The following is a 25759-nucleotide window of genomic DNA, read 5'->3' as shown; positions in this document are numbered from 1 at the left end:
GCAGTCGGACCGAATGCCAAATCGAAAGTGCCACAGCGCATCGCCCGCGTCCAATCGACGCGCTACGCCGTAATCTGCAACAAGATATAGGGATCAGAAAAGTTCCTATTGGCACAAAAAAGCCCGGGTCGAAGACCCGGGCGTTGGTCCAGCCGGCGCTGGACGAGGAGCCGCAGCACGGCTCCTGCCTTGTCGATCAGGCGTTGTCCTCGCCGCCTTCGAATTCGGCGTTCGGATCGAAGAAGTTTTCCGGCCGGGCGTTGTCGTTGATGTCTTCGCCATAGATGGCTTCGGCCGTCGTCAGCGTCTCGCCCTTGGCCTGGCGCTCCGCCTCATCGGCCGAACGGGCGACGTTGAGCGTCACCGTGACCTCGACTTCAGGATGCAGCGCGATCGCCACGTTGGAGAGGCCGATGGTCTTGATCGGCTGGTTGAGCTCGATCTGGTTGCGGCTGACGGAGAAGCCCTCGGCGGTCAGCAGTTCGGCGATGTCGCGGGTCGACACCGAGCCGTAGAGCTGGCCGGTCTCGCCTGCCGAGCGCACGACGATGAAGCTCTTGCCGTCGAGCTTCTCGGCGATCTGCGCAGCCTCCGACTTGCGCTCGAGGTTGCGGGCTTCGAGCTGGGCGCGCTGGCCCTCGAACTTCTTCTTGTTGGCTTCGTTGGCGCGCAGCGCCTTGCCCTGCGGCAGCAGGAAGTTGCGGGCGAACCCATCCTTGACCTTAACCGTTTCGCCCATCTGGCCGAGGCGGGAAATGCGCTCGAGGAGAATGACTTCCATGGTTTCGTTCCTTTGGTTGGCGCCATCGCGGATGACGGCGGATTCTTTGGGAACAGGTCAGGAAGCAAATGGCGTCTTCGCCGGTGTCGCTGTCCTGCCTGTTTTGGCAGTTAGAGGTTTATGGCCTCAACTCGGGATTTGAGCCTGCCCGTTGCGGCGCCCGTCGCCGTGGGCCGAAGCGGGCGGCAAGCCGCCCGCATCAATAGCTTAGCGAACCACGTAGGGCAGCAGGCCGAGGAAGCGGGCGCGCTTGATCGCCTTGGCGAGCTCGCGCTGCTTCTTCTGGCTGACGGCGGTGATGCGCGACGGCACGATCTTGCCGCGCTCGGAAATGTAGCGCTGCAGCAGACGCACGTCCTTGTAGTCGATCTTCGGAGCGTTGGCGCCGGAGAACGGGCAGGTCTTGCGGCGGCGATGGAACGGACGCCGGGTCGGGATCTGGTTGATGTCGACCATTATTCTGCACCCCCTTCAACGTTTTCGCGCGGGCGGCGCGGACCACGGTCGCCGCCATCACGGTCGCCGAACGAGCGCGGGCCACGGTCGCCGCGGTCGCGGTCGCCGAACGAACGCGGGCCACGGTCGCCACGGTCGCGGTCGCCGAAGCCGCCGCGCTCGGAGCGCTCTTCGCGCTTCTGCATCATCGCTGAGGGGCCTTCCTCATGCGCCTCGACCTTGATGGTGAGGAAGCGCAGCACGTCTTCCGACAGGCCCATCTGGCGCTCCATTTCGTTGAGCGCGGCTGGCGGGCAGTTGATGTCCATCAGCGTGTAGTAAGCCTTCCGGTTCTTCTTGACCCGGTAGGTGAGGGACTTCAGTCCCCAGTTCTCGATCCGGCCGACCGATCCGCCATTGGCGGCGATGACGCCCTTGTACTGTTCGACAAGCGCATCAACCTGCTGCTGCGACAGGTCCTGCCGGGCAAGAAACACATGTTCGTAAAGAGCCATTATGTTTTTCTGCCTTTCTTCGTTTCTCTCACCGGCCCTCGCGGCTAAGCCTCTGCAACTTGTCTGACCCGGTCGCAAAGGCGCGCGGGGAAGAAAGGAGCATCACGAGACGGTCGAGAGCGGAGACACGGGAGGCCCAAAGCGCTTCTGGCTTCATGACGTGGCCCTCTAAGGCCACGGCCCTCCGTTCAGCCCCCAGCAAGGACCGGCAGATTGCCGGCGTCTATACAGCAATTCGTGAGGAAGGCAAGGGCGGGAGAGAGGGCCGGCGGCTCCGCAGTGTCGCAGGCCTGGCGGCGCTTGTGGGAATTGGCTGACCCGCCGGCCGCAGGTCGGCCATTTCGTCGGAAGGCGATCCACTCAGCTCATATGCGCGACGAGCGGGACTACCGTCTCGGGGAAGAAGTCGGGCGCGACCCGGCGCTTGCCGAACATCATGTCGTACTGGATCAGCCGGAAATCGTTGATCTTCGGATCGATCTTCTTCTGCCGCGCCCAGTCGGGCGTCGCCTCGCCGGAGGGCGACAGCAAAAGGTTGCGGTCAACCACCCGGTAGTGCTCGCGCAGCGCGCCGAGGAAGCCGGTGTAATAGGGGTGGGTGATCCCGGCCGTAGTCAGGATATGATAGGGCAGGAAGGCGGGGCTCACCGAGCCCAGATTCTCGACCGGACCGGAGCGGTTCGACCAGATGATCAGCGGCGTGTCGTGATGCTCGAGCGCCGCCTCGGGCGTCCGCTCCTTGCGCGGCGCGACATTGTCCTTGAGGAAGCCGGTCTCGACATACACCGGGCCGAGCGGCGGCAAGTGGTCGCCGAAGAAGGCGATGATGGTCGGTCGCTCGCGCTTCTTCGCCCAGTCGATCAGGCGCTGCAGGCCGCGATCGGCGTCGGCCGAGCCTTCGGCGTAGGAGAGCAGCGATTCCCGCGCCCAGGTGCTGATCGGCGCGTCGACGCTGTGGGTCGGATTGTAATAGCGGTAGGGCTCGTAAGGCCCGTGGTTCTGCAGGCTGACCGCGAACAGGAATACCGGCTCGTCGCTGGCATCGGCCTCGCGCATGATCTCGTCGGTCATGGCCGCGTCGGAGGCCAGCGGCCCGCGCTTCTCCATCGGCGGCAGCGTCTCTTCCGAGCGGAAGTCGCTGAAGCCGAAATCGGCGTAGACGGCGCCCCGGTTCCAGAACCAGTTGGTGCCCGGGTGGATGGCGCGCGCCCTATAGCCTTCGCTCTTCAGGAAAGTCGCCAGCGACGGCGTCGGCGTGCGCACATATTGCTGATAGGGAATCGAGCCCGCCGGCAGGAAGGCGTTGGAGAAGCCGGTCAGCGCCTCGAACTCGATATTGGCGGTCATGCCGCCGAATTCCGGCGAGAACATCGAGCCCGAGCGCAGCGCGCGCACCGTCGGGATCGGATCGGGCTTGATGCTGACGCCGGGAAGCTCCGTCGGATCCCAGAAGGATTCGCTCATCACCACGATGATATCGGGCTTCTGGTCGGGCACCGAGGCGGCAACCCCGGGACGCGCGATCGCATCCATCGTCTTCTCGGAATAGCCGGGCGGGGCCGAGACATGCGCCATCGGCACGTTGAGCGCGAAGGCGAGGGCGAAGCCGTTGGAGGCATAGTTCTCCTTCTGGTCCCACATGATCGGGATGATCTGCAGCCTGTCGCGCGTCCACGAGAAGGTGGCGTAGTCCATGATCGAGACGAAGAAGGCGAGCAGCGGCACGGCAAGCGTCAAGCGCGCCAGCCGTCCCTTGCGGCTGAGGATCGGCACACGCCGGCGCCAGAGCCGCCAGCCATAGACGAGCAGCGCGAGGCTGGCGACGATCGCCGCCGCAAGCAGCACTGCCGTCCAGGGGCGCTCGCGCACCAGAAGCGGCATCAGCGCCATGATCTGGCGGGCATAGAGGAAATCGGTCGGGTAGAGCGGATCGCCAAGATAGTGCGATTTCTGGTGACCGACAAAGGCCAATGCCAATGTCACCGGCGCGACGATCATCAGGCTTTGATGGCTGCGGCCGAGTATGGCGTCGAGCCCGATCAGCACCAGCGAAAAGACGATGATGGTGGTCCAGCCGGGCTTGAAGGGCTGCAGGAAGAAGTCGACTGTGCCGAAGAAGTCGCCGCGCACAATCCATTCGATGGCGAACACCAGAAGGGCGGAGGCAAGCAGCGTCGCCAGGCCGTAGCGGACAATCGGCCATCTGCGCCCCGGCAGATAGCCGGTGGACGGATCGTCTTCCAAAAATTGCGGCGCGGGTTTGGCCGCGCCTTTCCTGATCCTAGCCACTTTGCTTCCCCGGCCCATGTCACGCGTCTTCCACTCGCGTCACGCCACTGTCATCGAAATGTCACACAAAGCTAGCGCCTGTGGCGGAAATAAGAAGAGCCAGCAAACGATTCGTGAGCGGTTTTCATCAGGTGTGATCGCCAAAAAGCCTTTCAGAACAGGGAACTCGGCCGTTGTCCCGGCTGGAACAGCCGCTGAACTGGCGCTTGCGGGCTTGACTTGGCCGTCCGCCTTGCGCCAGAGGCAGGGAAAAACCAGCTGCTGGAGACGCTAACATGGCCGTCGCATTCACCTTTCCGGGACAGGGCAGTCAGGCCATCGGAATGGGCAAGGACCTCGCCGATGCCTTTCCCGAGGCGCGCCATGTCTTCGAGGAAGTCGATGAGGCGCTCGGCGAGAAACTGTCGAAGCTGATCTGGGAGGGGCCGGAAGAAACCCTGACGCTGACGGCCAATGCCCAGCCGGCGCTCATGGCGGTGTCGCTGGCGGCCGTAAGGGCGCTGGAATCCCGCGGTTTTTCGTTGAAGGACAAGGTGGCTTATGTCGCCGGCCATTCGCTTGGCGAATATTCGGCGCTTGCCGCAGCCGGCTTCGTTTCGGTGGCCGATGCCGCGCGGCTGTTGCGCACCCGCGGCAACGCCATGCAGGCGGCGGTGCCGGCGGGCGAGGGCGCCATGGCCGCCATCATCGGGCTGGAGCAGGCCGATGTCGAAGCCGCCTGCGCCGAAGCGGCACAAGGCTCGGTCTGTCAGATCGCCAACGACAATGGCGGTGGCCAACTGGTGATTTCCGGCGCCAAGGCGGCCGTCGAACTGGCGGCGAAGCTGTGCACCGAACGGGGTGCCAAGCGGGCGCTGATGCTGCAGGTCTCGGCACCTTTTCACTCGGCATTGATGACGCCAGCCGCCGATATCATGCGCGAGGCGCTGGGCGGAGTCGCGAAAAGCGCGCCGGTGGTTCCCATCGTCTCAAATGTTTCGGTCACGCCGACCAGCGACCCGGATGAGATTGCCCGCCGCTTGGTCGAGCAGGTCGTCGCCCGCGTGCGCTGGCGCGAGACGGTGGAATGGTTCGGCGCCAAAGGTGTCGCGACGCTCTACGAGGTTGGCGCCGGCAAGGTGCTGTCGGGCTTGGCGCGACGCATCAACCGCGATATCGCGACCGGCGCCATCGGCACGGCCGCGGACGTCGAGGCGGCGCTGGCAACTTTAGGATAAACGGGAAACTCTTGCTGGCAGGTGCGGCATTCCTACTTCCATCCGTCTTTCTCCCGAAGTCGAGCATCGCCTCGACGATCTCGTGGCGATGACTGATCGAAGCAAAGCCGAATACCTGCGTGACTTCGTTGAACGTGGACTCGAAGATCTCGAGGACTATTACTGGGCTGCGGAAGTGCTGGAGCGGATCCAGGCTTGGTGAAGAATCGGTCGTGAGCGCCGAGAACTTCTGATATGGCCTGGACAACATGACAAATGCGGAACGAGGGTCGCTCGCGGGGCGTCCGGAAGAATGAGGTTGAAGCAATGTTCGAACTGACCGGCCGTAAGGCGCTCGTCACCGGTGCATCGGGAGGCATCGGCGAGGCGATTGCCAGGGTGCTGCACAGCCAGGGCGCGATCGTCGGCCTGCACGGCACCCGCGTCGAGAAGCTGGAAACGCTGGCCGGCGAGCTCGGCGACCGCGTAAAGCTCTTCCCGGCGGATCTGACCAACCGCGACGCGGTCAAGGCGCTCGGCCAGAAGGCGGAGGCCGATCTCGAAGGCGTCGACATCCTGGTCAACAATGCCGGCATCACCAAGGATGGCCTGTTCGTGCGCATGTCGGACGCCGACTGGGATTCCGTGCTCGAGGTGAACCTGACCGCCGTGTTCCGTCTCACTCGTGAACTCACCCATCCGATGATGCGCCGCCGCCATGGCCGCATCATCAACATCACCTCGGTGGTCGGCGTCACCGGCAATCCCGGCCAGACCAATTACTGCGCCTCCAAGGCCGGCATGATCGGCTTTTCCAAGTCGCTAGCGCAGGAGATCGCCACCCGCAACATCACCGTCAACTGCGTCGCCCCGGGCTTCATCGAATCGGCCATGACCGACAAGCTCAACGACAAGCAGAAAGAAACCATCATGGCGGCGATTCCGACGCGGCGGATGGGCACCAGCGCTGAGGTTGCCTCGGCGGTCGCCTATCTCGCGTCCAACGAGGCGGCTTATGTCACCGGCCAGACCATCCACGTGAATGGCGGCATGGCGATGATCTAGGGTATTTGAGATTCAGGTGATGCCGGCCTGCAAACGGCGGCTTCCTGCGCTTCCGCTCCGGCCCTCGAAAGCCGCCATTTTCGGCTCGGCTTGAGCTGAATCTCACACACCTGGGCGACCGAGCCCCGGGCGCCTGTGAAAACAGCCATTTCGGCTTGGACGCCCGCTGTTTTTCGTGTAATGCGGCCGGCAACCCGGCGGTTCGGGCAAAAACCGGTCCTGTGGCGTTGCGTTTCCCACAAGACCATCTTTCAGCTTGATTAGCGGCATTCCGCCCGCTAACGAAGACAACACAACGTAAGACGAGGCCCCAAATGAGTGACACCGCAGAGCGCGTCAAGAAGATCGTCATCGAGCATCTCGGCGTCGATGCCGACAAAGTGACGGAGCAGGCGAGCTTCATCGACGATCTGGGCGCGGACAGCCTCGATACGGTCGAACTCGTGATGGCGTTCGAAGAAGAGTTCGGCGTCGAGATTCCAGACGACGCCGCCGAGACCATCCTGACTGTAGGCGATGCCGTGAAGTATATCGATAAGGCCTCGGCCTGAAGCTTTCCGCGGGTATCGCCGGGGAGGACCTGCGATGAGGCGAGTCGTCGTCACGGGCCTTGGCCTGCTTTCGCCGTTCGGCATGGGTGTCGAGCACAGCTGGAAGGAACTGCTTTCCGGCCGCAGCGCCGCCTGCCGCATCACCGAATTCGAGGTGGACGACCTTGCCTGCAAGATCGCCCACGTCATTCCGCGCGGCGACGGCTCGAACGGCACCTTCAATCCCGAGGCCGTGCTCGAGCCGAAGGAACTGCGCAAGATCGGCGACTTCATCCTCTACGGCATCGCGGCGGCCGACGAGGCGCTGGCCGATTCCGGCTGGAAGCCCGAGACGCATGAGGACCAGTGCGCCACCGGCGTGCTGATCGGTTCGGGCATCGGCGGCATCGACGGCATCGCCGAGAACGCGATGATCCTGAAGGAGCGCGGCCCGCGCCGCATCAGCCCGTTCTTCATCCCCGGACAGATCATCAACCTGGTCTCCGGCCAGGTTTCCATCCGGCACGGGCTGAAAGGCCCGAACCATGCTGTCGTCACCGCCTGTTCGACGGGCGCGCACGCCATCGGCGATGCCGCGCGTCTGATCATCTGGGGCGATGCCGACGTCATGGTGGCCGGCGGCGCCGAAGCGCCGATCACCCGGCTTTCGATGGCAGGTTTCGCCGCGTGCCGCGCGCTCTCCACCGAGCGCAACGATGCGCCCGAGATCGCTTCGCGCCCCTATGACCGCGACCGCGACGGCTTCGTCATGGGCGAGGGCGCCGGCGTCGTCGTCCTGGAGGAGCTCGAGCACGCCAAGGCGCGCGGCGCCAAGATCTATGCCGAGGTCACCGGCTACGGCCTGACCGGCGATGCCTATCACATCACCGCCCCGGCCGAGGACGGCGACGGCGCCTTCCGCTGCATGACGGCGGCGCTGAATCGGGCGAAGCTCTCGCCCGCCGACATCGACTACATCAATGCGCACGGTACCTCGACCATGGCCGACACGATCGAGCTCGGCGCCGTGGAGCGGCTGGTCGGCAATGCCGCTTCCAAGATCTCGATGTCGTCCACCAAGTCGTCGATCGGTCATCTGCTGGGCGCTGCGGGCGCCGCGGAAGCGATCTTCTCGATCCTCGCCATCCGCGACAACATTGCCCCCGCCACCATCAACCTCGACAATCCGGAACGCGAGACGGCGATCGATCTCGTGCCGAACAAGCCGCGCCAGCGCCAGATCGATGTGGCGCTGTCGAACTCCTTCGGCTTCGGCGGCACCAACGCCTCGCTCGTCTTCCAACGTTACGATGGCTGAACATTCAGCATACCGGCAGGTCCGCCGCCTGCCGTCATTTTTGCCAAATTTGCCCCTACACTTCGGCTAGGGGATTCGTTGCAAGATCAGACGGTAGGGCGCCATGAATACAAATCCGGGCGGCGGTGGAGAATTCGGACAGCGTCAGGCGCAAGGACCGATCGTGCCCAAGACAGCCGCCGAGGCGCTGCGCCCCGAGGCTGGCACGCCGCCGCCGTCGAAACGCTCGCGCGCGTCGCGCAGCCAGGTCGTCGTATTTCTGAATTTCTTCCTTTCGTTGGTCATCCTGGTCGTGCTTGCCTCGGGTGCCGCACTCTATTTCGGCATGCAGGCCTTCATTGAGCCGGGCCCGTCCGCCAATGGCGACACCTTCATGGTCAAGCCGAACGCCGGCGTTCAGGAGATCGCCGACCAGCTGGAGCGGCGCGGCCTGGTCAGCGATGCGCGCATCTTCAGGCTGGGGGTGCGTGCCACCGGCAACGATTCCGCGCTGAAGGCCGGCGAATACGCCATCAAGCCGCGTGCCTCGATGCGCGACATCATGGAGCTGTTCAAGAGCGGCAAGTCGGTGATGTATTCGCTGACCATCCCAGAGGGGCTCACGGTTGAGCAGGCGCTGCAGCGCGTGGCCGAGCAGGAGGCGCTGACCGGCGACATGCCGGCGGCCATGCCGCCCGAGGGCAGCATCGCGACCGACACGCTGCGCTTCACGCGGGGCGCCACCCGGCAGCAGATGGTCGAAAAGCTGGTCGCCGACCAAAAGAAGCTGGTCGAGGACGTCTGGGCGCATCGCGCGCCCGACCTGCCGATCGCCAATATGGAGGACTTCGTCATCCTGGCCTCGATCGTCGAGAAGGAGACGGGCAGGGGCGACGAGCGCTCGCGCGTGGCCGCGGTCTTCCTCAACCGGCTCGCCAAGGGCATGCGGCTGCAGTCGGATCCGACCATCATCTACGGCCTGTTCGGCGGCAAGGGCAAACCGGCCGACAGGCCGATCTATCAGTCCGACATCGAGAAGCAGACGCCGTATAACACCTATCTGATCAAGGGCCTGCCGCCGACGCCGATCGCCAATCCGGGCCGCGCCGCACTCGAGGCGGTGGCCAATCCGTCGAAGACCGACGACCTTTATTTCGTCGCCGACGGCAATGGCGGCCATGTCTTTGCCGCGACGTTGGAAGAGCACAACCAGAACGTCGCCCGCTATCGGGCGGTGCAGAAGAAGCAGGCCGATGCGGCGGCCAAGGCCTCCGGCCAGACGACGGCGCCGGCCACTCCCGACGACGGTGCCAGTGCAGGCGCCAGCGGCGAAAATGGCGACGCGGCCCAGTAGGCCGCGGTGATTGCCGGATCTGGCCCGCCTCCTTTGACGCCGGGCCGTATTCATGTTTTGAGGGGACATCCGACGCTGGCCAGAGGTCCGGCGTCTTGCTAGGGGCGCATGCTCGGGCAATCGCGCCGGGCCTGCGTCAAGGGGTGACACGCATCATGAACGTGCAGAGCATGACCGGTTTCGCGCGAGCCGTCGCTGAGCTCGACGGCACGTCGATCGCCTGGGAAGTCAAATCGGTCAACGGCAAGAGCGTCGAGGTCAGGCTGAGGCTGCCGCAGGGTTTCGACCGGCTGGAGCCCGCTGTAAGGCAGACCGTGCAGAAGCGCTTCGCGCGCGGCAATTTCCAGGCAACGCTGACTGTCGCGCGCGCCGCCGCCCAGCAGGCGCAGCCGGTGGTCAACGAGGCGTTCCTGAAGGACCTGGCGGGACTGGCCAAGCGCTTCCAGGAGCAGTTCGGCACCGCGCCGGCGACGGCTGACGGTCTGCTGGCGCTGCGCGGCGTGCTCGACATCCTGGAGACGGTCGAGACCGAGGAGGAGCGCGCCGCCCTCGACGCGACGATCCTGTCGGCGCTGGACATGGCGCTGGCCGGATTGGAGCAGGCAAGGCAGAGCGAAGGTGCCGCGCTGCGCAAGTTGTTGTCCGGCCATATCGACGCCATCGAGGCGCTGACGCTGAAGGCCGAGGCTGACCCGTCGCGCGAGCCGGCGGCGATCCGCGAGCGCATCACCGAACAGGTCCGCCTGCTGATGGATGCGTCGGCCAATCTCGACGCGGTCCGTCTGCATCAGGAAGCGGCCTTCCTCGCCACCAAGGCCGATATCCGCGAGGAGATCGACCGGCTGAAGACGCATGTCGCATCAGGCCGTATGCTGCTTTCCAGCGGCGGCGCCGTCGGCCGCAAGCTCGATTTTCTGGCGCAGGAATTCAATCGCGAATCGAATACCTTGTGTTCCAAGTCGAATGCCGCCGCGGTCACCGCGATCGGGCTGGAGCTCAAGGCGGTGGTCGACCAGTTTCGCGAGCAGGTTCAGAATCTGGAGTGACGGGGATGGTTGCCAAGGAGCCTACGGCCGCCAGGGATCTGGGGTCCCGCATCCGCCGCCGCGGGCTGATGCTGGTGCTGTCGTCGCCGTCGGGCGCCGGCAAGTCGACGATCGCGCGCAATCTTCTGGAAAGCGATTCGAGCCTGGAGCTGTCGGTCTCCGTCACCACCAGGCCGCGTCGCGGCTCGGAGATCGAGGGCGTCCATTATCTTTTCCGCACCATGCGCGAGTTCGAACGGCTGCGCGATTCCGACGCGCTGCTCGAGTGGGCCGAGGTGCACGGCAATTTCTATGCGACGCCGCGCGAGCCGGCCGAGGCAGCACTTGCCGAAGGCCACGACATGCTGTTCGACATCGACTGGCAGGGCGCCCAGCAGCTCAAGGAGAAGATGCGCGCCGACATTGTCTCGATCTTCATCCTGCCGCCTTCGATGAAGGAGTTGAAGGCGCGCCTGAAGCGCCGCGCCGAGGACCAGGAGCAGGTCATCGAGACCAGGCTGAAGAATGCGCGCGTCGAGATCGAGCACTGGAAGGAATATGACTTCGTCATCGTCAACGACGATCTCGACCGCGCCTTCGCCGAGGTGCGTGCAATCGTTACAGCCGAGCGCCTGCGCCGCGACCGTCGGCCGGGCCTGTTCGATTTCATCTCGGGCTTGCTGGACGAGAAGACGGAGTGAGAGGCAGTGCCTCCCCTTCTCCCACAAGGGGAGAAGGAGGCCGGCAGGTTACAGCGCGTTCGTCAACCTTACGAACTCTTCCACACTCAGCGTTTCGGCCCGGCGCGTCGGGTCGATGCCGGCGCGGGTGAGCAGGGCTTCTCCGCCCAAGCTCTTCACGCTTTGCCGCAGCATCTTGCGGCGCTGGCCGAAGGCGGCTTCGGTGATGCGGCCCAGCCTCTTGCCGTCGGTGGGCAGGGGAGATGGACGCGGCACCAGATGCACCACCGAGGACGTGACCTTCGGCGGCGGAGTGAAAGCCTGCGGGGGCACGTCGAAGGCGATCTTTGCCTCGGTGCGCCAGCCGGCAAGCACGCCGAGCCGGCCATAGGCGCCGCTGCCCGGGCTTGCGGTGATGCGCTCGGCCACCTCGCGCTGGAACATCAGCGTCATCGATTGATAGAAGGGCGGCCAGTCTGCCGTCGTCAGCCAGCGGATCAGAAGCTCCGTGCCGATGTTGTAGGGCAGGTTGGCGGCGATCTTCACCGGGCCGCCGTCCGTCGTGCCGGCAAGCGCGGCAAAATCCGTCTTCAGCGCATCGCCGGGAATGACCTCGAGCCGGCCGGGATAATGGCCGGACACCTGCGCCAACGCTTCCAGACAGCGCTCGTCGCGCTCGATGGCGATCACGCGTTTGGCGCCGTTGAAGAGCAGCGCCCGGGTCAGCCCGCCGGGGCCGGGCCCGACCTCGATCACGGTCGTCTCGCTGAGGTCGCCGGCCGCGCGCGCGATCTTGCTGGTCAGATTGAGGTCGAGCAGGAAATTCTGGCCGAGCGCCTTCTTCGCCTGCAAACCGTGGCGCTCGATCACCTCGCGCAGCGGCGGCAATCCGTCGATGGTCGTGCGCCCCCCGCTCAAATCGAGCCTCATGTCGCCGCAGTCCGGCGGCCGCTGTCGGCGAGGCGGCGCGCCAGCCTGAGCGCCGCGATCAGGCTGTCGGCGCGTGCAATGCCCTTGCCGGCGATGTCGAACGCCGTGCCGTGGTCCGGCGAGGTGCGGATGAAGGGCAGGCCGAGCGTCACATTGACGGCCTCGTCGAAGGCCAGCGTCTTGGCCGGGATCAGCGCCTGGTCGTGATACATGCAAAGGGCTGCGTCATAGCCGGCGCGTGCCTGCGGATGGAACATCGTGTCGGCCGGTAGCGGCCCGACGGCGTCGATGCCCTCGGCCTGAAGCGCCTCGACGGCAGGCAGCACGATCGACAGATCCTCCGCGCCCATCGCGCCGCCTTCGCCGGCATGCGGATTGAGCCCGGCGATGGCGAGCCTGGGCCGCGCGATGCCGAAGCGGCTCTCGAGGTCGGCCGCGGTGATGCGTCCTGTGGCCACGATCAGCTCGCTCGTCAGAAGCTTCGGCACCTCGGCAAGCGCGATGTGGATGGTGACTGGAACCGTGCGCAACTCGGGCCCGGCAAGCAGCATCACCGGCGTCACCTCGGCGCCGGTGTGGCGCGAGGCCAGATGCGCCAGGTATTCGGTGTGGCCGGGAAAGCGAAAGCCGGCGTCGTAGAGCGGCTTCTTGGCGATGGGGCAGGTGACCACCGCGGCGGCGCGGCCGGCGAGGCAGTCGGCGACGGCGCGGTCGATCGCTTCGATGGTGCCCGCGGCATTGGCCGAATTCGGCTTTCCGGGACTGTCCAGATGCCGGGCGTAGAGTGGGACGACGGGCAATGCGCGGGGAAAGTGGTGCGCCGCTTGCCCCGGCAGGGTCTCCATGATCGCCACGTTGGCCCCGATCTGACGCGCCCGCGCCTTGATCAGGGCAGGGTCGGCGAGCAGGTAGAAGGGCGGCACGCCGGCGCTGTCGCCCGCCTGCCAGGCGGTGATGGCGATCTCGGGCCCGATGCCGGATGGATCGCCGACGCTGAGCGCCAGCGGCGCGTCGGTCCTACCTGCACTCATGGCGTCACGCGGGGCGCCATGCCTGCTTCGAAGCAGGGCGGCTGGCTCGAGCCTTGTTCTGTCATGCGCCGAAACGGCCTATCGCTCGACGATGGTGGCCTTCTTGCGCAGTTCCTCGACATATTTCTTGCTGAGTTCGTCGGCGTCCTTGTCGTTGCTGCCGCCTTCGGCCTGGAACACCATCTGGGCGGCCTTGTCGTCGGAAACCTCGCGCGAGGAACAGATACCGATGAACTCGACGCCGCGTTCGGTCTCGCGCGTCGGCGTCGCCCCTCCGACCTTGGTCGCCTTGATCTGTTCGGCCCAGTCCGACGGCAATTGCGGCGCCAGCACGCGGCCGAGATCGCGCACCGTGACGTCGATCAGCCCCTTGGCGAATTCGCGCGTGGTGTTGCAGCCGTTGAAGCGGGCACGCATGGCGTCGGCCTCGCGCTTGCGCTTGGCAAGCGTGGCCGAGCGCTCGGAAGCGGGCACCACGAAGATGACCTGCTGCAGCATATATTCCGTGGCGCTCGGCTTGGAGCCGCCCTTGTCGAGCATGCGGCGGACCGCGTCCTGCTCGGTCACCGAGCCACCCTCGCCGGAGCGGTAGCGCGCGCCAAGCGCCTGGTTCCAGGCCATCTGCGCGCGGATGAACTCCTTGAAATGCTCCTTGGTAACGCCGGACTGCGCCATGACGGCGTCAAGCTTCGCGAGCGGCATCTTGTTGTTGGAGGCAAAACGCTGATAGGCGGCGTCGACCTGCTGGTCGGTGATGCGGATGCCGAGCCGCTTGGCCTCGGCAAGCCGCAGCGTCTGGTCGATCATTTCCTTGGCCGCGTCGCCTTTCTTGCGCTGCAGCTTGAAGAATGCGGCGCGATGGGCGATGTCGCCGGTGGTGATCGGTATGTTGTTGACGACATATTTGATCTGGCTGGCGAATGCCGGCGGCGTCATTGCCGCGATCGAAACCGAGGTCGCCGCCACCAGCAGCGCGAATCCTGCCGAAAACAGGTATTTCCTCATCTCACCTTCCCAATTCCTATCCGCCACGACGGCGCCGCACGTCCTCCGAACGCATGCGCTATGTGGTCGACCCCATGCCCGTCCTATGCGGCGAAACAATGTCGCCGGCGCATGACCCCGAGAATCGGCCCCACTTTCGAAGGATCACGCGCCAATCCAAGCTTCACGCCGGCGACGGCGCACGCCGTGACCGGCGCTGCCTCCGCTTACTGGATCGTGTCGACGCCGCTGGTCGACGAGCCGAAATCGCCGAGCGTGCGGAACGACAGGTTGAAGCCGATATTCTGCGACACCTCCTTGGTGACCGTATCGCGCGTCTGCGAGAACGTCATCACATAGGTGAAGCAGGAATCGTTATAGGCGAAGCCGACGCCGTCCTTAACCAGGACGCTTGTCTCCAGGTCGTAGGTGCCGGTGCCGAAGACCCGCCAGCTCTCGGCCAGGTGCGTAGAGGCTCCGAGCGTGACCTCGTGGCGGTCCGTGGCGAAGCCGTAGAGCGGCTGCGCCTGGATGAAGGCATATTTGGCGCTGAGCGAAACCGGCAGGCCGGAATAGGCCGCCTTGATCTCCGCGCGCCTGACCTCGAATGTCTGCTCGTCGAACCGGCCGCTGAGCGAGCCGGAGAAGCCGCTCGGGCTGTTGAAGCCGATGAGGCCGACATAGTCGGACTTGGCGGTCTGCAGGCCCGAATAGGCGCCGACATTGACGAGGTCCGGCGCGTCGAAGGAGTTCTCGCCGCCCAGTTGGTAGGACTGGCCGAAGATGGCGTTGGTGCCCCAGCCGTTTCCATAGGCGCCGGAGTAGCGGAAGCCGACATTGGCGCGCGTGCCGCCTTCGATGCGATCGTAGCCGGAGAACTTGTCGCGCTCGAACAGGGTCGTGGCGTCGAAGACGAAGCTCTGCGCGTCCTCGTTCGGAATGGCCAGCCCGCCGACATATTGCTCGTTCGGGCGCACGAAGATCTGCGCTGTCGGTTCCAGGACATGACTGGAGTTCGACATCGAGAACAGGAGCGGCCAGCGCATCTCCAGGCCGAGCGTGGCCATGTAGCGGGCGAGCGAGGAGCGCATATCGACATCCTCGCCGAGATTCGCCGCCATCTGGTTGACCGCCGCCAGCGATTCGGATGTGGTCGACACATAGCCGGCGTCGCCACGGAAGGCGAGCAGCGGCGTCAGCTGCAGTCCGTCATCGGTGGTGAAGGTGCGCTTCCATTCGGCTTCCGCCGTCAACCGGCTGGACTGGCCCTCGAGGCCGCGCACGTTGTTGATGGAATTGTCGTCGAGCGGATCGGCCAGCACCGCGTCCAGCCGGTCGCGGCTGATGACGCGCGCATTGACATTGAGCGACAACTGCCCGCCCGCCACCGACATGTCGGGAATATAGGCGTAGTCGAACGACGGCAGCACCCAGGGCTGCTTGGCGGAGCGCGCCGTCGGGTCGCTGGACAGCGTGTCTTCCTGCACCTCGAACCGCATTGCCCTGACGTCGAAATAATTACGGTCGCTCAGGCCCGTCAGATAGATCGACGACTGGTGGACGAGGTCGTTGTAGCCGTCGATGTTATAGGTGCGCGAAAAATTCTTGTCGGTCTGCAGCAGCACGTCCCAGCCGAAGTTCCAGCGCTCGTTGATGGCGAACTGGCCCTTGGTGCCCATCATGCCGCGGAACTTGTTGGGATCGTTTGGCTCTCCCGAATCGACGGTAAAGCGATTGCCCGTGCCGATGAAGGCGTCCGGATCCTGCTGATTGATGCCGGCGATTTTCAGGCTGTATTCGCCATTGTTGAAGCGCTGACGCCATTCGGCCTCGCCGAGGAAGCCCTGCTTGGTGAAGCCGCTGCCGGTGACGGTCAGGTCATAGGTCGGCGAGAGCGCGAAATAGTAGGGTACTTTGAGCCCGACGCCGAGGTTGTTGTTGTAGACGATGCCGGGGATCAAGAAGCCGCTCTTGCGCTTGACCGTCGGGTCGGCGATCTCGAAGGCTGGCAAATAGGCAAGCGGATAGCCGAAGAACTCGAAATTCGCATTCTCAAAGCGAACCGTCTTCTTCTCGCCGTTCCAGATGATCTTCCTCGCCTTGACGCGCCATGTCGGCGCCGAGTCGGGCTTGTCCTCGCAGGGCTCGCAAGCGGTGTAGATGCCGTTGTGGAATGTCGTCAGCACGCCGCCCATGCGCTCGGCGCTTTCGGCGGCGAAATAGGCCTTCTCGACCGTCTCGACGCGCAGCGCGTTGACGAAGCCGTCGGCGAAATCGTCGGTGATGTCGATGTGCTCGGAATTGATCTTGGTGCCGTCGCTGTTGATGAGCTCGACGGCGCCGCTGGCGACGAGGCGCTTGGTGTCGCGGTTGTACACCACGCGCTGGGCGACGAGCTTGTTGCCGCCATAGTCGATCTGCACGCCGCCGACGGCCGTCACCGTGTGCTTGTCGTTGTCATAGACGAGCGTATCGGCGGCCAGCAGCATCTGTGTGCCGGAGGGAACAGGCTTTGCCGTGATGGTCTGCGCCAGCGCCGGCACCGTCGGTACCACGCAAGCGAACAAACATGCCAAGGCTGTCGCCCCATAAAGGCGTGCCAGGCCGGCCTGCCTATGGCTGCGCAAACCAGCCTCCCTCACTAGCCGTCTTCCTTGTATAGCAGAAAAGTCACCCCGAAGAACATAGCCACGACAACCGGAACCCATGCAGCCACCATTGTAGGCACGAATCCGGCGACCCCGAATGCCTTGACCAGTACCGAAACGACATAAAGCAGAAAGCCGGCCAGGACGCCACCCAGAATCATCGTCGCCGACTGCCCCATCCGCGCAAATCGCATTGAAACTGTTGCCGCAATCAGCGTCATGGCGACGAGGAGGAACGGCAGCGCCACCAGCGAATCAAACTGCATGGCGAAGGCATTTGCCTTGAGGCCGAAGGAGCGGGCAACCTCGATCTTTGCCGGCAGATCATAGAACGGGATGGTTTCCGGGCGCGCCAGGCGTTCCTGCACGAATTCCGGCTTGAGGTTGGTGGCCACGCGGTCGGAGGTCTCGGCACGGATGTTGCCGTCCTTGAACAGCTTGACGTCCTGCAATTCCCAGTAGCCGTCGCGCAGGAAGGCGCGCGCGGCGTCCTTGCGCTCGACGATGTTGCCCTGCTGGTCGAGGACGAAGAATACCGCGTCCGCCATCTCCAGTCCTTGGTTGAGGATGGCGCGGGCGCCGATGATGGTGTCGCCGGAGTTGGTCTTTTGCCTCAGCCAGGGCGTCGTGTCCTCCGCGACGGCGTTCGACTTGCCGGCGCGCAACTGGTTTTCCATCTGCTCCGACCAGGAAAAGCCGTGCGCGGCGATCGGGTTGAGCACGCCGACCGACAGCAGCCCGAACATCAGCGCGCCGACGCAGCACGGGAACAGGAACTGCCAGGCCGAAACCCCAGCCGAGCGCGCGATGACAAGCTCGTAGCGGCGGTTGAGCGAGACCAGCGTCGCCATCGCCGAAAACAGCCCGACGAAAGGCACCGTCTGCAGCATGATCATCGGCATCCTGAGCGCCGAAATGGCGAAGGCGGTGCCGTAGGTGAAGCCCGGCAGTCCGGTCGTGCGCCCCGAAAGTTCGGTGAAATCGATCAGGAACACCAGCGCCAGAAGGCCGAGGAAGAACCAGATGGTGATCGACACGTAGCGGAAGAAGAAGTAGCGGCCCAGCGTCCAGCCCATCGTCAGGCTCCCTGGCCGGAGGTGCCGCGCCGGGCGAGCCACAGCTTGAGCGCCGTCCAGCCCTCGCTGACGCGGCCGGCGAGATTCGTCATCCAGTCGGCCCAGGCGGCGGGCAGTTCCATGCTCCGCGACGAGACGATGAACCAGGCGGAGACCGCCGACGCCACGATCGGAACGGCGTAGACCATATAGGCGTAGTACCAGACTTTGTCGGCCTTGCCGGCGGCGAAGAAGCCAAGCCAGCGGACGAAAAGGGCGATAGCGATTGCCGTGATCAGCGGATGGATGCGCGCCTCGCGGTGCGAGCGCGCGTCGCCCGCGACCGCAAGCGCGATCAGCGCGAAGACCAGCGAATAGGACCATTCGGAGAAGCGCTGGTTGACCTCGGCCGTATAGCTGCCCGGATTGCGCTGGTACATCTTGTCGTTGGGATCCGGGTCGAGCAGGTATGGCGTCGTCCGGTCCTTGGGCAGCAGCGTGATCTCGTTCGCCGCCGACATGAAGGCCGACAGGTCGAAGGCGTAGGAGGTGAAACGGATGACCGAAAGGTCGCCGGTCACCGATTTGCGGTTGATGACGCCGTCATTCATCATCAGCACCTTCTCGTCGCCTTTTTCGACGATGCTGCCGGTCTTTGCGTAATAGGTGAGGTTGGCGCCTTCCTCGCGCGAATCGGCGACGAAGATGCCGCCGAGCTTGTTGTCGGGCAGCCGTTCTCCGATCTGCAGGAACAGGCCGTCGTCGATCTTACGGAAGGTGCCTTCCTGGATGATCAGTGACAGAAGGTCGGCGCGCGAGGCCGCCACCAGCTGCCGGTTCTTCTGCCTGGCATAGGGATCGACGCCGTTATCGACGGCAAAGGAAAAGACGCTGGCCGCCAGCGCCAGCAGAAGGATCGGCCGCGCGATCGCCCAACGCGAGGCGCCCGCGGCGTTGATCACCGCCAGCTCCGAATCCGTGTTCATGGCGCTCAGCGTCTGCGCCACCGCGACCACAAGCGCGAACGGCACCACGATCGGGACGATCGAGGGGATGATCAGGGCCGCGACTTCGAAGAAGGTCAACGCCGACTGGCCGCTGTCGGTGACCAAATCGATCTTGGCGAGCACCTGCGTCGTCCACACGATCGCCAGTGTCCACGCCAGCGCCGCCAGGAACATCGCGGTAGCGCGACGCATGATGTAGCGTTCAACGACCTTCATGAAGGCTTTTCTCGATTGTGCCGAACGGCATCATGCCCGCCGACAAGGTAGTCATCCGCCGACGCCTGCACAACCGGGTCCATAGGCGGCTCATCTGGTTTGTCCTCTCCACGCCACGCGCCCGGCGCGGCGGAGTCTCCGCGTCAATGAATAAGAAATGCGAAACATTGATGGTTAACAACAGGTTGCGGCATGAAGCTTGCGTTCCGCCGCGACGAATCCTTGGTTGGTTTCGGGGGCGATATAGACAGCGATTTCGGCCAAAGTCTTGCCAAATGGCCGAAAACGACCAAATGTCGCGCACGCTTGAAAGCCGGTTCGCGGCGCCTCACCCCGGAAGCAGGATCTGATGACTTCGAGACCTTCGATTGCCTTCGCCAAATTCGCCGCGCCCAAAAAAGGCAGCGTCTTCGTGCTTGCGGCCGACGGCGGCGGCCTTGGCGATGCCGCGAAGGCCTGCGACCCGGCTGGCGCATTGGCGCGCGCGTTTCCGGTCGCCGATTTCTCCGGCAAGTTCGCGAGCTCGGTGGAAGTGCTGGCACCGGAGGGAACCTCTGTCGACCGGCTGGTGGCCGTCGGCGCCGGCAAGGTCGCAAGCCTCGACGACTACGCCTGGCTGAAGCTCGGCGGCGCGGTTGCCGCCGCGCTGCGCAAGGCTGTGGAAGTCGCTGTCATCCTCGATCTTCCGGACCTCCAGCCGGACGGCAGGCAGGCGGCGCACCTTGCCGCCGGCATCCTGCTGCGCAGCTACGGCTTCGACAAATACAAGACCAGGAAGGACAAGGAAGACGGCCAGTCCGACGCCAAGGGCGCGGAGAGAAAAAAGGCCGAAACCGCAAAGCCGGCCAAGATAACCATCCACTGCGCCGACCCTTCCGCCGCCAAGAAGGCGTTCGCCGCGGAAGAGGCCGTTATCGAAGGCGTGCTGCTTGCGCGCGATCTCGTCAACGAGCCGGCCAATACGCTCGGTCCGGTCGAGTTCGCCGCTCGCGCGAAGGAACTGGAAGGCCTCGGCGTCGAGGTCGAGATCCTCACCGAGAAGGAGATGAAGAAGCTCGGCATGGGCTCGCTGCTTGGCGTCGCGCAAGGCTCGCCGCGCGGCGCCCGCATGGCCGTCATGCAATGGAAGGGCGGCAAGGCCAAGGACGCGCCGATGGCCTTCATCGGCAAAGGCGTCACCTTCGACACCGGCGGCAATTCGATGAAGCCGGCCTCCGGCATGGAGGACATGAAGGGCGACATGGGCGGTGCCGCCGCGGTCACCGGGCTAATCCGTGCGCTGGCCGCCCGCAAAGCCAAGGCCAATATCGTCGGCGTCATCGGCCTGGTCGAGAACGCCGTCGACGGCCATGCGCAACGCCCGGGCGACATCGTCACCTCGATGTCGGGCCAGACGATCGAGGTCTTGAACACCGACGCAGAAGGCCGCTTGGTGCTCGCCGATGCGCTCTGGTACACCAACGATCGCTTCAAGCCGAAATTCATGGTCAATCTGGCGACGCTGACCGGCGCCATCATGGTCGCGCTTGGCCAGCACTATGCCGGCCTGTTTTCCAACAATGACGAGCTGGCCGGCAGGCTTTTCGGCGCCGGCCAAGCGACGCAGGAGCGGCTGTGGCGCATGCCGCTTGGCGCCGAATACGACAAGCTGATCGAGTCCAAGAACGCCGACATGAAGAACATCGGCGGCCGCTATGGCGGCGCCATCATCGCCGCGCAGTTCCTGCAGCGTTTCGTCAAGGACACGCCCTGGGCGCATCTCGACATCGCCGGCACCGCGATGGGCGCGCCGGCGAGCGAGATCAACCAATCCTGGGGCTCCGGCTTTGGCGTACGGCTGCTCGACAGGCTGGTGCGCGACCATTATGAAGGATAAGGCTGTCGTGGCCGACATCCTGTTCTACCACCTGACCGAATCGACGCTTGAGGAAGCCCTGCCGGGCCTGCTCGAGCGCAGTGTCGAGCGCGGCTGGCGCGCGGTCGTGCAGACCGGCACGGAGGAACGGCGGGACGCGCTCGACCAGCATTTGTGGACGTTTCGCGACGACTCCTTCCTCGCGCACGCCACCGACCGCGAAGCCTATCCGGCCGAGCAGCCGATCCTGCTCACCACGGGGGAGGGCAACCCCAACGCTGCCCAGATCCGCTTCCTGGTCGATGGTGCGCACCCGCCCGAGCTTTCGGGCTACGAGCGCGCCGTCTTCCTGTTCGACGGCCACGACGCAGCGCAGCTCGAAGGCGCGCGCAGCCACTGGAAGACGATGAAGGAAGCCGGCCACGCGGTGACCTACTGGCAGCAGACGCCCGACCGTCGCTGGGAGCGCAAGGCGTGAGAGTGATCAGCGGTCGCTGATCGTCGTCTTGTTGATTTTCGTGCTGGGCGGGAGGCCCTTCACCTGTCGGTGGATTTGGCCGGCGATATGCACTTTAACCCCGAAGAAAGTGTTCATGATTTGCTCGACGGACATTTCCCCACCGAGCACGGGTGGCCTTTCAAAGTCGTGACATTCGCCGGCGGCAGGCGCTCTACATCAGCGATGCGGTGGCCATGCGGTTTTTGGCGGTATTCGGCTTCTTGTCGCCGACATACTCAACATTCGTATCGACCAGCCGGTCGCTGTCGATACCGGCTGCGCTCAGAATGTCCATGATTGCCTTGATCCGCTGTTTGGCGAGAGTCTTGTTCGCCTTTGCCGCATTGGCGCCCGTGATCTCCTTGGCGGCCAATGCCGTCAGTTCCACGTTGCAACGCGAATCCTTGATGCTGTTGGCGAACTTCTCGAGGTCGCGTTTGACCGGGGGTGAAATCACCGAGGATCTGCTGTCGAAGAAGAGGGCGACCTGGGCAGGGCTTCGCTTTTCATACTGCCGGCAGGAGATCCCTTGCTTCGGCAAGGTATACAGGATAGCGCTCCGCGCCTGGTTCTTATCGCTGGCGCTATCGTCGACCCAATGAGAAAGCGCCAGCACCATTTCGGGCTTGACGCCCTGCGCTTTCAGAAACGCGCGTGTGGCGTTCAGCCTTTGGCCGGCAATGCTGTCCGCCTTGTCGTACGCGCCTTCCTTGCTGGCCGTCGCGTAGAGCCGGTAGCCGCAATCGCGACCGGCGTCCTTGACGAATGCCGCCAGCCCTTTCGCGGTTTCGTCGGAAATCTTGCCATCGCCCTTTTTGAACAGGACGCGGTACGAGTTCCACTGGGTGCACTTCGGCCCGACGTCGCGCTCCTGGGCGGCGGCTGTGAAAAATGCGGCGCTGACGGGAATGATGAAAAGACCCAGGACAAGGCCGACAATACTTTTCATTTCTTTGGCGCCTTTCCACACTGACCCGATCTGTTCTTATCGCACTTCGCACCTCTGATTCGCACCCATGAAAGGTCACGTTCGCGCGATTGGCGGGCTCCCGCCCTTCAGTCCCAGACGAGCAGCAATTTGCGCCAGAAGGCGTTGGACGGCATCGGCTTCGAACCGCGCGGCAGTTTGATGGCCAGATAGATGGTCAGCCATTTGCGGTCGATCTCCCGGACGGAAACCTTCAAATCGTGCAACTCGAAAGGTTTCGAAATCCGCGTCCATCCGGAGAATGCCAGCGCGCCGACCGGCGTGTCGTTTTTCCAGACCAGTTTTTCTTCCGGCCGGCCCAGCGCCATGGCGAATTCGAACGGCGAGGCATCCTCGTGGGCGATCTCCACCGTGGCGATGACACTGCGGGCAAAGGTCGGGAAAGTCGAATTGAGGGCGGCGACAACCGGGCCATGGATGCTCGGCCGCAAAAAGATACCGCCATTGTCCCCGGCGACCAGCAATGCCGGCAACTCGGACGGATAGGTCGTTACAAGCGCTGCGCGCTTCAGCTCCTCGCCGGTCAGCCGCCGCATGCGTTGACGTTCTTGCGGCGCGTTGAGACGCGGGTGCTTCCCGCCGGTCGAAACCACATTTCGGACCTGAATGCTTGAAAAGCCCCCGAGCACCCGAGCGTCCGGCCGATTGCCGCCGCATCTGACGGCGAGCAGCAGGTCGCGTCTGCCGGGAGCAGGCGAGTGGACGCCCGTTGCGATCTCGCGTGGTTCGTGCGGGCGGCTGACATCGGCCCAACCGTTCCCGTCGCCATCCTCGAGGAGCCGGGCGAGCTGGTCAAAGGTCTGGTTTTCCGCGTCCACGATCGCGATCTGGAACTGCGCCGGTCCGGTCAGTGCCTCATCGAGATAGACCCAGCAGCTGGCGCTGATCGTCCCCGCCGGACAGACGCCCTTTAGCAGCGCCATTGAGACGGTGCCGGCGGTGGCTTGGACAAACAGCTGGTCCGGCGACTGCTCGACATAGCTCAAGAGATCCGCATCGCCAGCCGGATGCGAGCCGACATAGGCGCGGCGCAGGGCTTCGACCGGGAGGTAGCGCTCGCTGTAGAGCGAGGAATGGAGTTCCGGCACTGTTTCTTCAGCGGCGGCGTTGAGCAGTTCGACGACGCCCAGCGTGAAGTCGGACCGTCCGGCGTGAGCGAGCAGCGAAATGGCCGTATCGGCCCTGCCTTCTCGCGCCGCAATCTCGGCCAGCAACTGCACTGCGTCCGCGGAGTTGGGGGAGGCTGAGCTCAGCCGCAGATACCGTTCGTCCTTGACGCGCAGTTCAAGGTTCCAGAGGTTGAGGTCCTTCTCATGATCGGCAGTGTTCGAGCTGATGCCGAGCTGCACGAACAAGTCGGTGTGCGCGAACTTGTGCTTTCGAAACACATCGATGATCGGCCGGCGATTCCTCAGCCACTCGGCATTGCGGTTCATGCCGGCCGGCGAAGACCGGTACCAGTACAGCGGCTCCGGCACGGTGACGATTTCCAGACCCGCGAGATCGGCGCGCAGGAAGAATTCCCAATCGCTCGCGGAAAAGCCGCGCTCCTCGTTGAGGTAGCCAACCTTGTCGAACACCTCGCGCCGGAACATCGCATTGGCGTCGCCATACGGATTGGTAATCAGCGCGATGTCCGGCGGACCGCCGACCGGAAAGTAGAGCATATAGCCGCTCTTGGTGTCCGGCGGCACGAAGGGCTCGTTGAGCCATTTGGCGAAAGTCGTGCAGATATCGGCGCCGGACTTTTGCATGCCGGCCACGAACGTGCTGACCGCGTTGGGGAAGAGAGCGTTGTCGTCGTCCAGGAACAGGATAAAGGACCCCTTGGCGGCGCGAATACCGGTGTTGCGCGCTTTGCCGAGGAAGCCGTTCTTCTGCCGGATGATCCGCCAGCCGCGTTGCTCGAACTCGGGCTCGATTTCATTGAGCAGCCGAATTGCGTCCGGATCCGTGCTGCCGTCATCGACGACGATCAGTTCAATATTGGGGTAGTCCTGGCGCCGGACCGAGGCAATCGCCTGCGGCAACAGCCGCGCCCGATTGTAGTGCGCCGTGATGATGGATACCAGCGGCGGTCGGCTGCGGTTCCGGCTTGGGCCGTCGGCTCTGGCCGGATGCCGGCACAATTTGACGTGCAGTTTGCTCCAGGCCTTCTCGCGCGCTTCCCGGTCAAGCAACGGTTTTGCCGGACCGAACGAGCGGCTCTCGAGCACGGATTGGATCTTGGCCGCGATCGCGGAGGGGGATGCCTCCACCATGACCGCCTCGGCGGACTCCGGCTGAAGCAGCCCGCGTATGCTGCCGACGTCCGTCGTGACGAACGGGATCTTCTCGTCAAGGCACGTCACCACATCCAGCGGGAGCTGCGCGGCCGAGTGCGTGATTGCCACCAGCGCATGGCTTTGCCGCAGGTAACGAAAGATCTCGGGCTCGTCCCGGATGGGCAGCAGTTTCAGCTTGAAGGGCCAATGCCGGGCGCGCCGCAGGATCATGCCGCCCGAATGCTCGCCGAGCACATGACCAAATGCGCCGACGATCGTCACGGCCAGGTCCGTCACGCCATTCTCGGCCAGGCGATCCAGTGCGTCGCAAAACAGCGTCAGTCCGCTTCGCGTCTTGGTGCCCGAGAAATGAACCACCTCGGCGGCCGGTTTTTCCCGGGGCCGGTAGTGATCGACGGCGAAGTTCGAACGCCACTCCTCCGGCTGCAACGGCGTCGCGATGTGCTGGCTGGCCGGCAGTCTCCACCCCGCCTTGGTCATCCAGTCGAGCAAGGACTGGCCTGTGACGACGAGATGGTCGCAGGTCTCGGCGGAGGTCCTCTCCATATGGGCGACGGTCATCTGCTCCTTGCGTTCGATCGCCCTGGCGTTAGCCTCCAGATCCCACATGAGCGGCCCATGCGCGAGCACCACGAGGATGGGAGGGTCGGCAAAGACACCCGTGCGCTTGGCGACGGTGGGGAAATGCGCCAGCCCGCCTTCAAGCGCGAAATAGACGACATCGAAGGGGTTCTGTTTGAGGTAGTGGTAGACGGCTACGGAATTCTTGTCGCTGGACTCGAGGCCACGCAGCAATTCGGGTGACCGGGGCAGCAGCTCGAGCCGCACCAGGAAATTATCGAAGCTCCATTTGGCGAGCCTGTCGATTTCCTGCTCGTCGGGCTGGCTGCCGAGCGGGCTCGGCACCCATAGCAGCGTGACCGTGTCGCCGATTTTCGCCAGGTGCTGCGCCAGCGCATATGTCGCTGACCCTGGATCAGCGGTAACCGTCGAGCCGAACTCGACTTCGGAAACGACACACACCCTGCGGGGTTTGTGGCTTGACTGCCGCTTAGGCGTAGAGATTGCGCCCGTCTTCGAACCAACCTTCAATC

General features: G+C 64.3%; 22 protein-coding genes. 10 read left to right on the top strand and 12 right to left on the bottom strand.

Translation table 11 applies throughout. The features are described 5' to 3' along the window. Positions 1 to 196 precede the first annotated feature (196 nt). From rplI to CK221_RS21570, 4 genes are all read right to left on the bottom strand, one after another. Positions 197 to 781, bottom strand: coding sequence for a 50S ribosomal protein L9 (gene rplI, locus CK221_RS21585; protein WP_095779181.1), 585 nt, complete (start codon positions 779 to 781; stop codon positions 197 to 199). Between the two features lie 207 nt (positions 782 to 988). Next, a complete protein-coding gene (gene rpsR / locus CK221_RS21580) occupies positions 989 to 1237 on the bottom strand; it encodes a 30S ribosomal protein S18 (RefSeq protein WP_006203718.1) in 249 nt (82 codons plus the stop codon). Next, complete coding sequence (gene rpsF, locus CK221_RS21575) at positions 1237 to 1731, bottom strand: 30S ribosomal protein S6 (RefSeq protein ID WP_066995640.1); 495 nt, start codon at positions 1729 to 1731, stop codon at positions 1237 to 1239. The genes rpsR and rpsF overlap by 1 nt, the downstream gene beginning before the upstream one ends. Before the next feature lie 360 nt (positions 1732 to 2091). Then, positions 2092 to 4038, bottom strand: a complete 1947-nt coding sequence (locus CK221_RS21570) for an LTA synthase family protein (protein ID WP_095779180.1) — start codon at positions 4036 to 4038, stop codon at positions 2092 to 2094. Between the two features lie 257 nt (positions 4039 to 4295). Here CK221_RS21570 and fabD point away from each other — a divergent pair, with 257 nt between their 5' ends. From fabD to gmk, 8 genes are all read left to right on the top strand, one after another. Beyond that, positions 4296 to 5237, top strand: a complete 942-nt coding sequence (gene fabD / locus CK221_RS21565; protein ID WP_095779179.1) for an ACP S-malonyltransferase — start codon at positions 4296 to 4298, stop codon at positions 5235 to 5237. An 82-nt stretch (positions 5238 to 5319) separates the two neighbouring features. Beyond that, positions 5320 to 5439, top strand: coding sequence for a hypothetical protein (locus CK221_RS31270; RefSeq protein ID WP_278056440.1), 120 nt, complete (start codon positions 5320 to 5322; stop codon positions 5437 to 5439). 104 nt (positions 5440 to 5543) lie between these two features. Next, positions 5544 to 6281, top strand: a complete 738-nt coding sequence (fabG, locus tag CK221_RS21555) for a 3-oxoacyl-[acyl-carrier-protein] reductase (RefSeq protein WP_095779178.1) — start codon at positions 5544 to 5546, stop codon at positions 6279 to 6281. A 314-nt stretch (positions 6282 to 6595) separates the two neighbouring features. After that, a complete protein-coding gene (locus tag CK221_RS21550) occupies positions 6596 to 6832 on the top strand; it encodes an acyl carrier protein (RefSeq protein ID WP_006203723.1) in 237 nt (78 codons plus the stop codon). Positions 6833 to 6866: 34 nt separating this feature from the next. Then, positions 6867 to 8129 carry a beta-ketoacyl-ACP synthase II gene (fabF, locus tag CK221_RS21545; protein WP_095779177.1) on the top strand — a complete coding sequence of 421 codons (1263 nt, stop codon included), beginning with the start codon at positions 6867 to 6869 and terminating at the stop codon, positions 8127 to 8129. A gap of 103 nt (positions 8130 to 8232) precedes the next feature. Continuing rightward, positions 8233 to 9462 (top strand): endolytic transglycosylase MltG, encoded by a 1230-nt coding sequence (mltG, locus tag CK221_RS21540; RefSeq protein ID WP_095779176.1) that lies wholly within the window; start codon positions 8233 to 8235, stop codon positions 9460 to 9462. A gap of 155 nt (positions 9463 to 9617) precedes the next feature. Continuing rightward, complete coding sequence (locus CK221_RS21535) at positions 9618 to 10508, top strand: YicC/YloC family endoribonuclease (RefSeq protein WP_095779175.1); 891 nt, start codon at positions 9618 to 9620, stop codon at positions 10506 to 10508. 5 nt (positions 10509 to 10513) lie between these two features. Continuing rightward, positions 10514 to 11188 carry a guanylate kinase gene (gmk, locus tag CK221_RS21530; RefSeq protein WP_095779174.1) on the top strand — a complete coding sequence of 225 codons (675 nt, stop codon included), beginning with the start codon at positions 10514 to 10516 and terminating at the stop codon, positions 11186 to 11188. Positions 11189 to 11236: 48 nt separating this feature from the next. On the opposite strand, the gene rsmA is transcribed toward gmk, so the two are convergent. From rsmA to lptF, 6 genes are all read right to left on the bottom strand, one after another. Next, positions 11237 to 12097, bottom strand: a complete 861-nt coding sequence (gene rsmA, locus CK221_RS21525) for a 16S rRNA (adenine(1518)-N(6)/adenine(1519)-N(6))-dimethyltransferase RsmA (RefSeq protein WP_066995704.1) — start codon at positions 12095 to 12097, stop codon at positions 11237 to 11239. Next, positions 12094 to 13128: a 4-hydroxythreonine-4-phosphate dehydrogenase PdxA gene (pdxA, locus tag CK221_RS21520; RefSeq protein WP_066995707.1), complete on the bottom strand. Its 1035-nt coding sequence runs from the start codon at positions 13126 to 13128 to the stop codon at positions 12094 to 12096. The genes rsmA and pdxA overlap by 4 nt, the downstream gene beginning before the upstream one ends. 78 nt (positions 13129 to 13206) lie before the next feature. Further along, on the bottom strand, positions 13207 to 14133 hold the full coding sequence (locus CK221_RS21515; RefSeq protein ID WP_066995711.1) for a peptidylprolyl isomerase: 927 nt from the start codon (positions 14131 to 14133) through the stop codon (positions 13207 to 13209). Between the two features lie 206 nt (positions 14134 to 14339). Beyond that, complete coding sequence (locus CK221_RS21510) at positions 14340 to 16754, bottom strand: LPS-assembly protein LptD (RefSeq protein WP_164750553.1); 2415 nt, start codon at positions 16752 to 16754, stop codon at positions 14340 to 14342. Then, positions 16754 to 17836 (bottom strand): LPS export ABC transporter permease LptG, encoded by a 1083-nt coding sequence (gene lptG / locus CK221_RS21505; RefSeq protein ID WP_095779172.1) that lies wholly within the window; start codon positions 17834 to 17836, stop codon positions 16754 to 16756. Before lptG ends, CK221_RS21510 begins: the two co-directional genes overlap by 1 nt. 2 nt (positions 17837 to 17838) lie before the next feature. Further along, a complete protein-coding gene (gene lptF, locus CK221_RS21500; protein WP_095779171.1) occupies positions 17839 to 19038 on the bottom strand; it encodes an LPS export ABC transporter permease LptF in 1200 nt (399 codons plus the stop codon). Between the two features lie 349 nt (positions 19039 to 19387). On the opposite strand from lptF, the gene CK221_RS21495 reads away from it, so the two are divergent. Both CK221_RS21495 and CK221_RS21490 read left to right on the top strand, forming a co-directional pair. Then, a complete protein-coding gene (locus CK221_RS21495) occupies positions 19388 to 20914 on the top strand; it encodes a leucyl aminopeptidase (protein ID WP_095779170.1) in 1527 nt (508 codons plus the stop codon). Positions 20915 to 20921: 7 nt separating this feature from the next. After that, positions 20922 to 21371: a DNA polymerase III subunit chi gene (locus CK221_RS21490; protein ID WP_066995722.1), complete on the top strand. Its 450-nt coding sequence runs from the start codon at positions 20922 to 20924 to the stop codon at positions 21369 to 21371. A gap of 193 nt (positions 21372 to 21564) precedes the next feature. On the opposite strand, the gene CK221_RS21485 is transcribed toward CK221_RS21490, so the two are convergent. Beyond that, the gene (locus CK221_RS21485; RefSeq protein WP_143749083.1) at positions 21565 to 22362 is read right to left on the bottom strand and encodes an OmpA family protein; all 798 of its coding nucleotides are present in this window, start codon (positions 22360 to 22362) and stop codon (positions 21565 to 21567) included. 86 nt (positions 22363 to 22448) lie between these two features. Beyond that, a complete protein-coding gene (locus CK221_RS21480) occupies positions 22449 to 25688 on the bottom strand; it encodes a DUF6212 domain-containing protein (RefSeq protein WP_095779168.1) in 3240 nt (1079 codons plus the stop codon). Between the last annotated feature and the right edge of the window lie 71 nt (positions 25689 to 25759).

Origin of the sequence: Mesorhizobium sp. WSM3868 (genome assembly GCF_002294785.1) — a bacterium.
In the GTDB taxonomy this organism is placed as follows: Bacteria; Pseudomonadota; Alphaproteobacteria; order Rhizobiales; family Rhizobiaceae; genus Mesorhizobium.
This window is presented reverse-complemented; position numbering and strand designations above follow the sequence as displayed.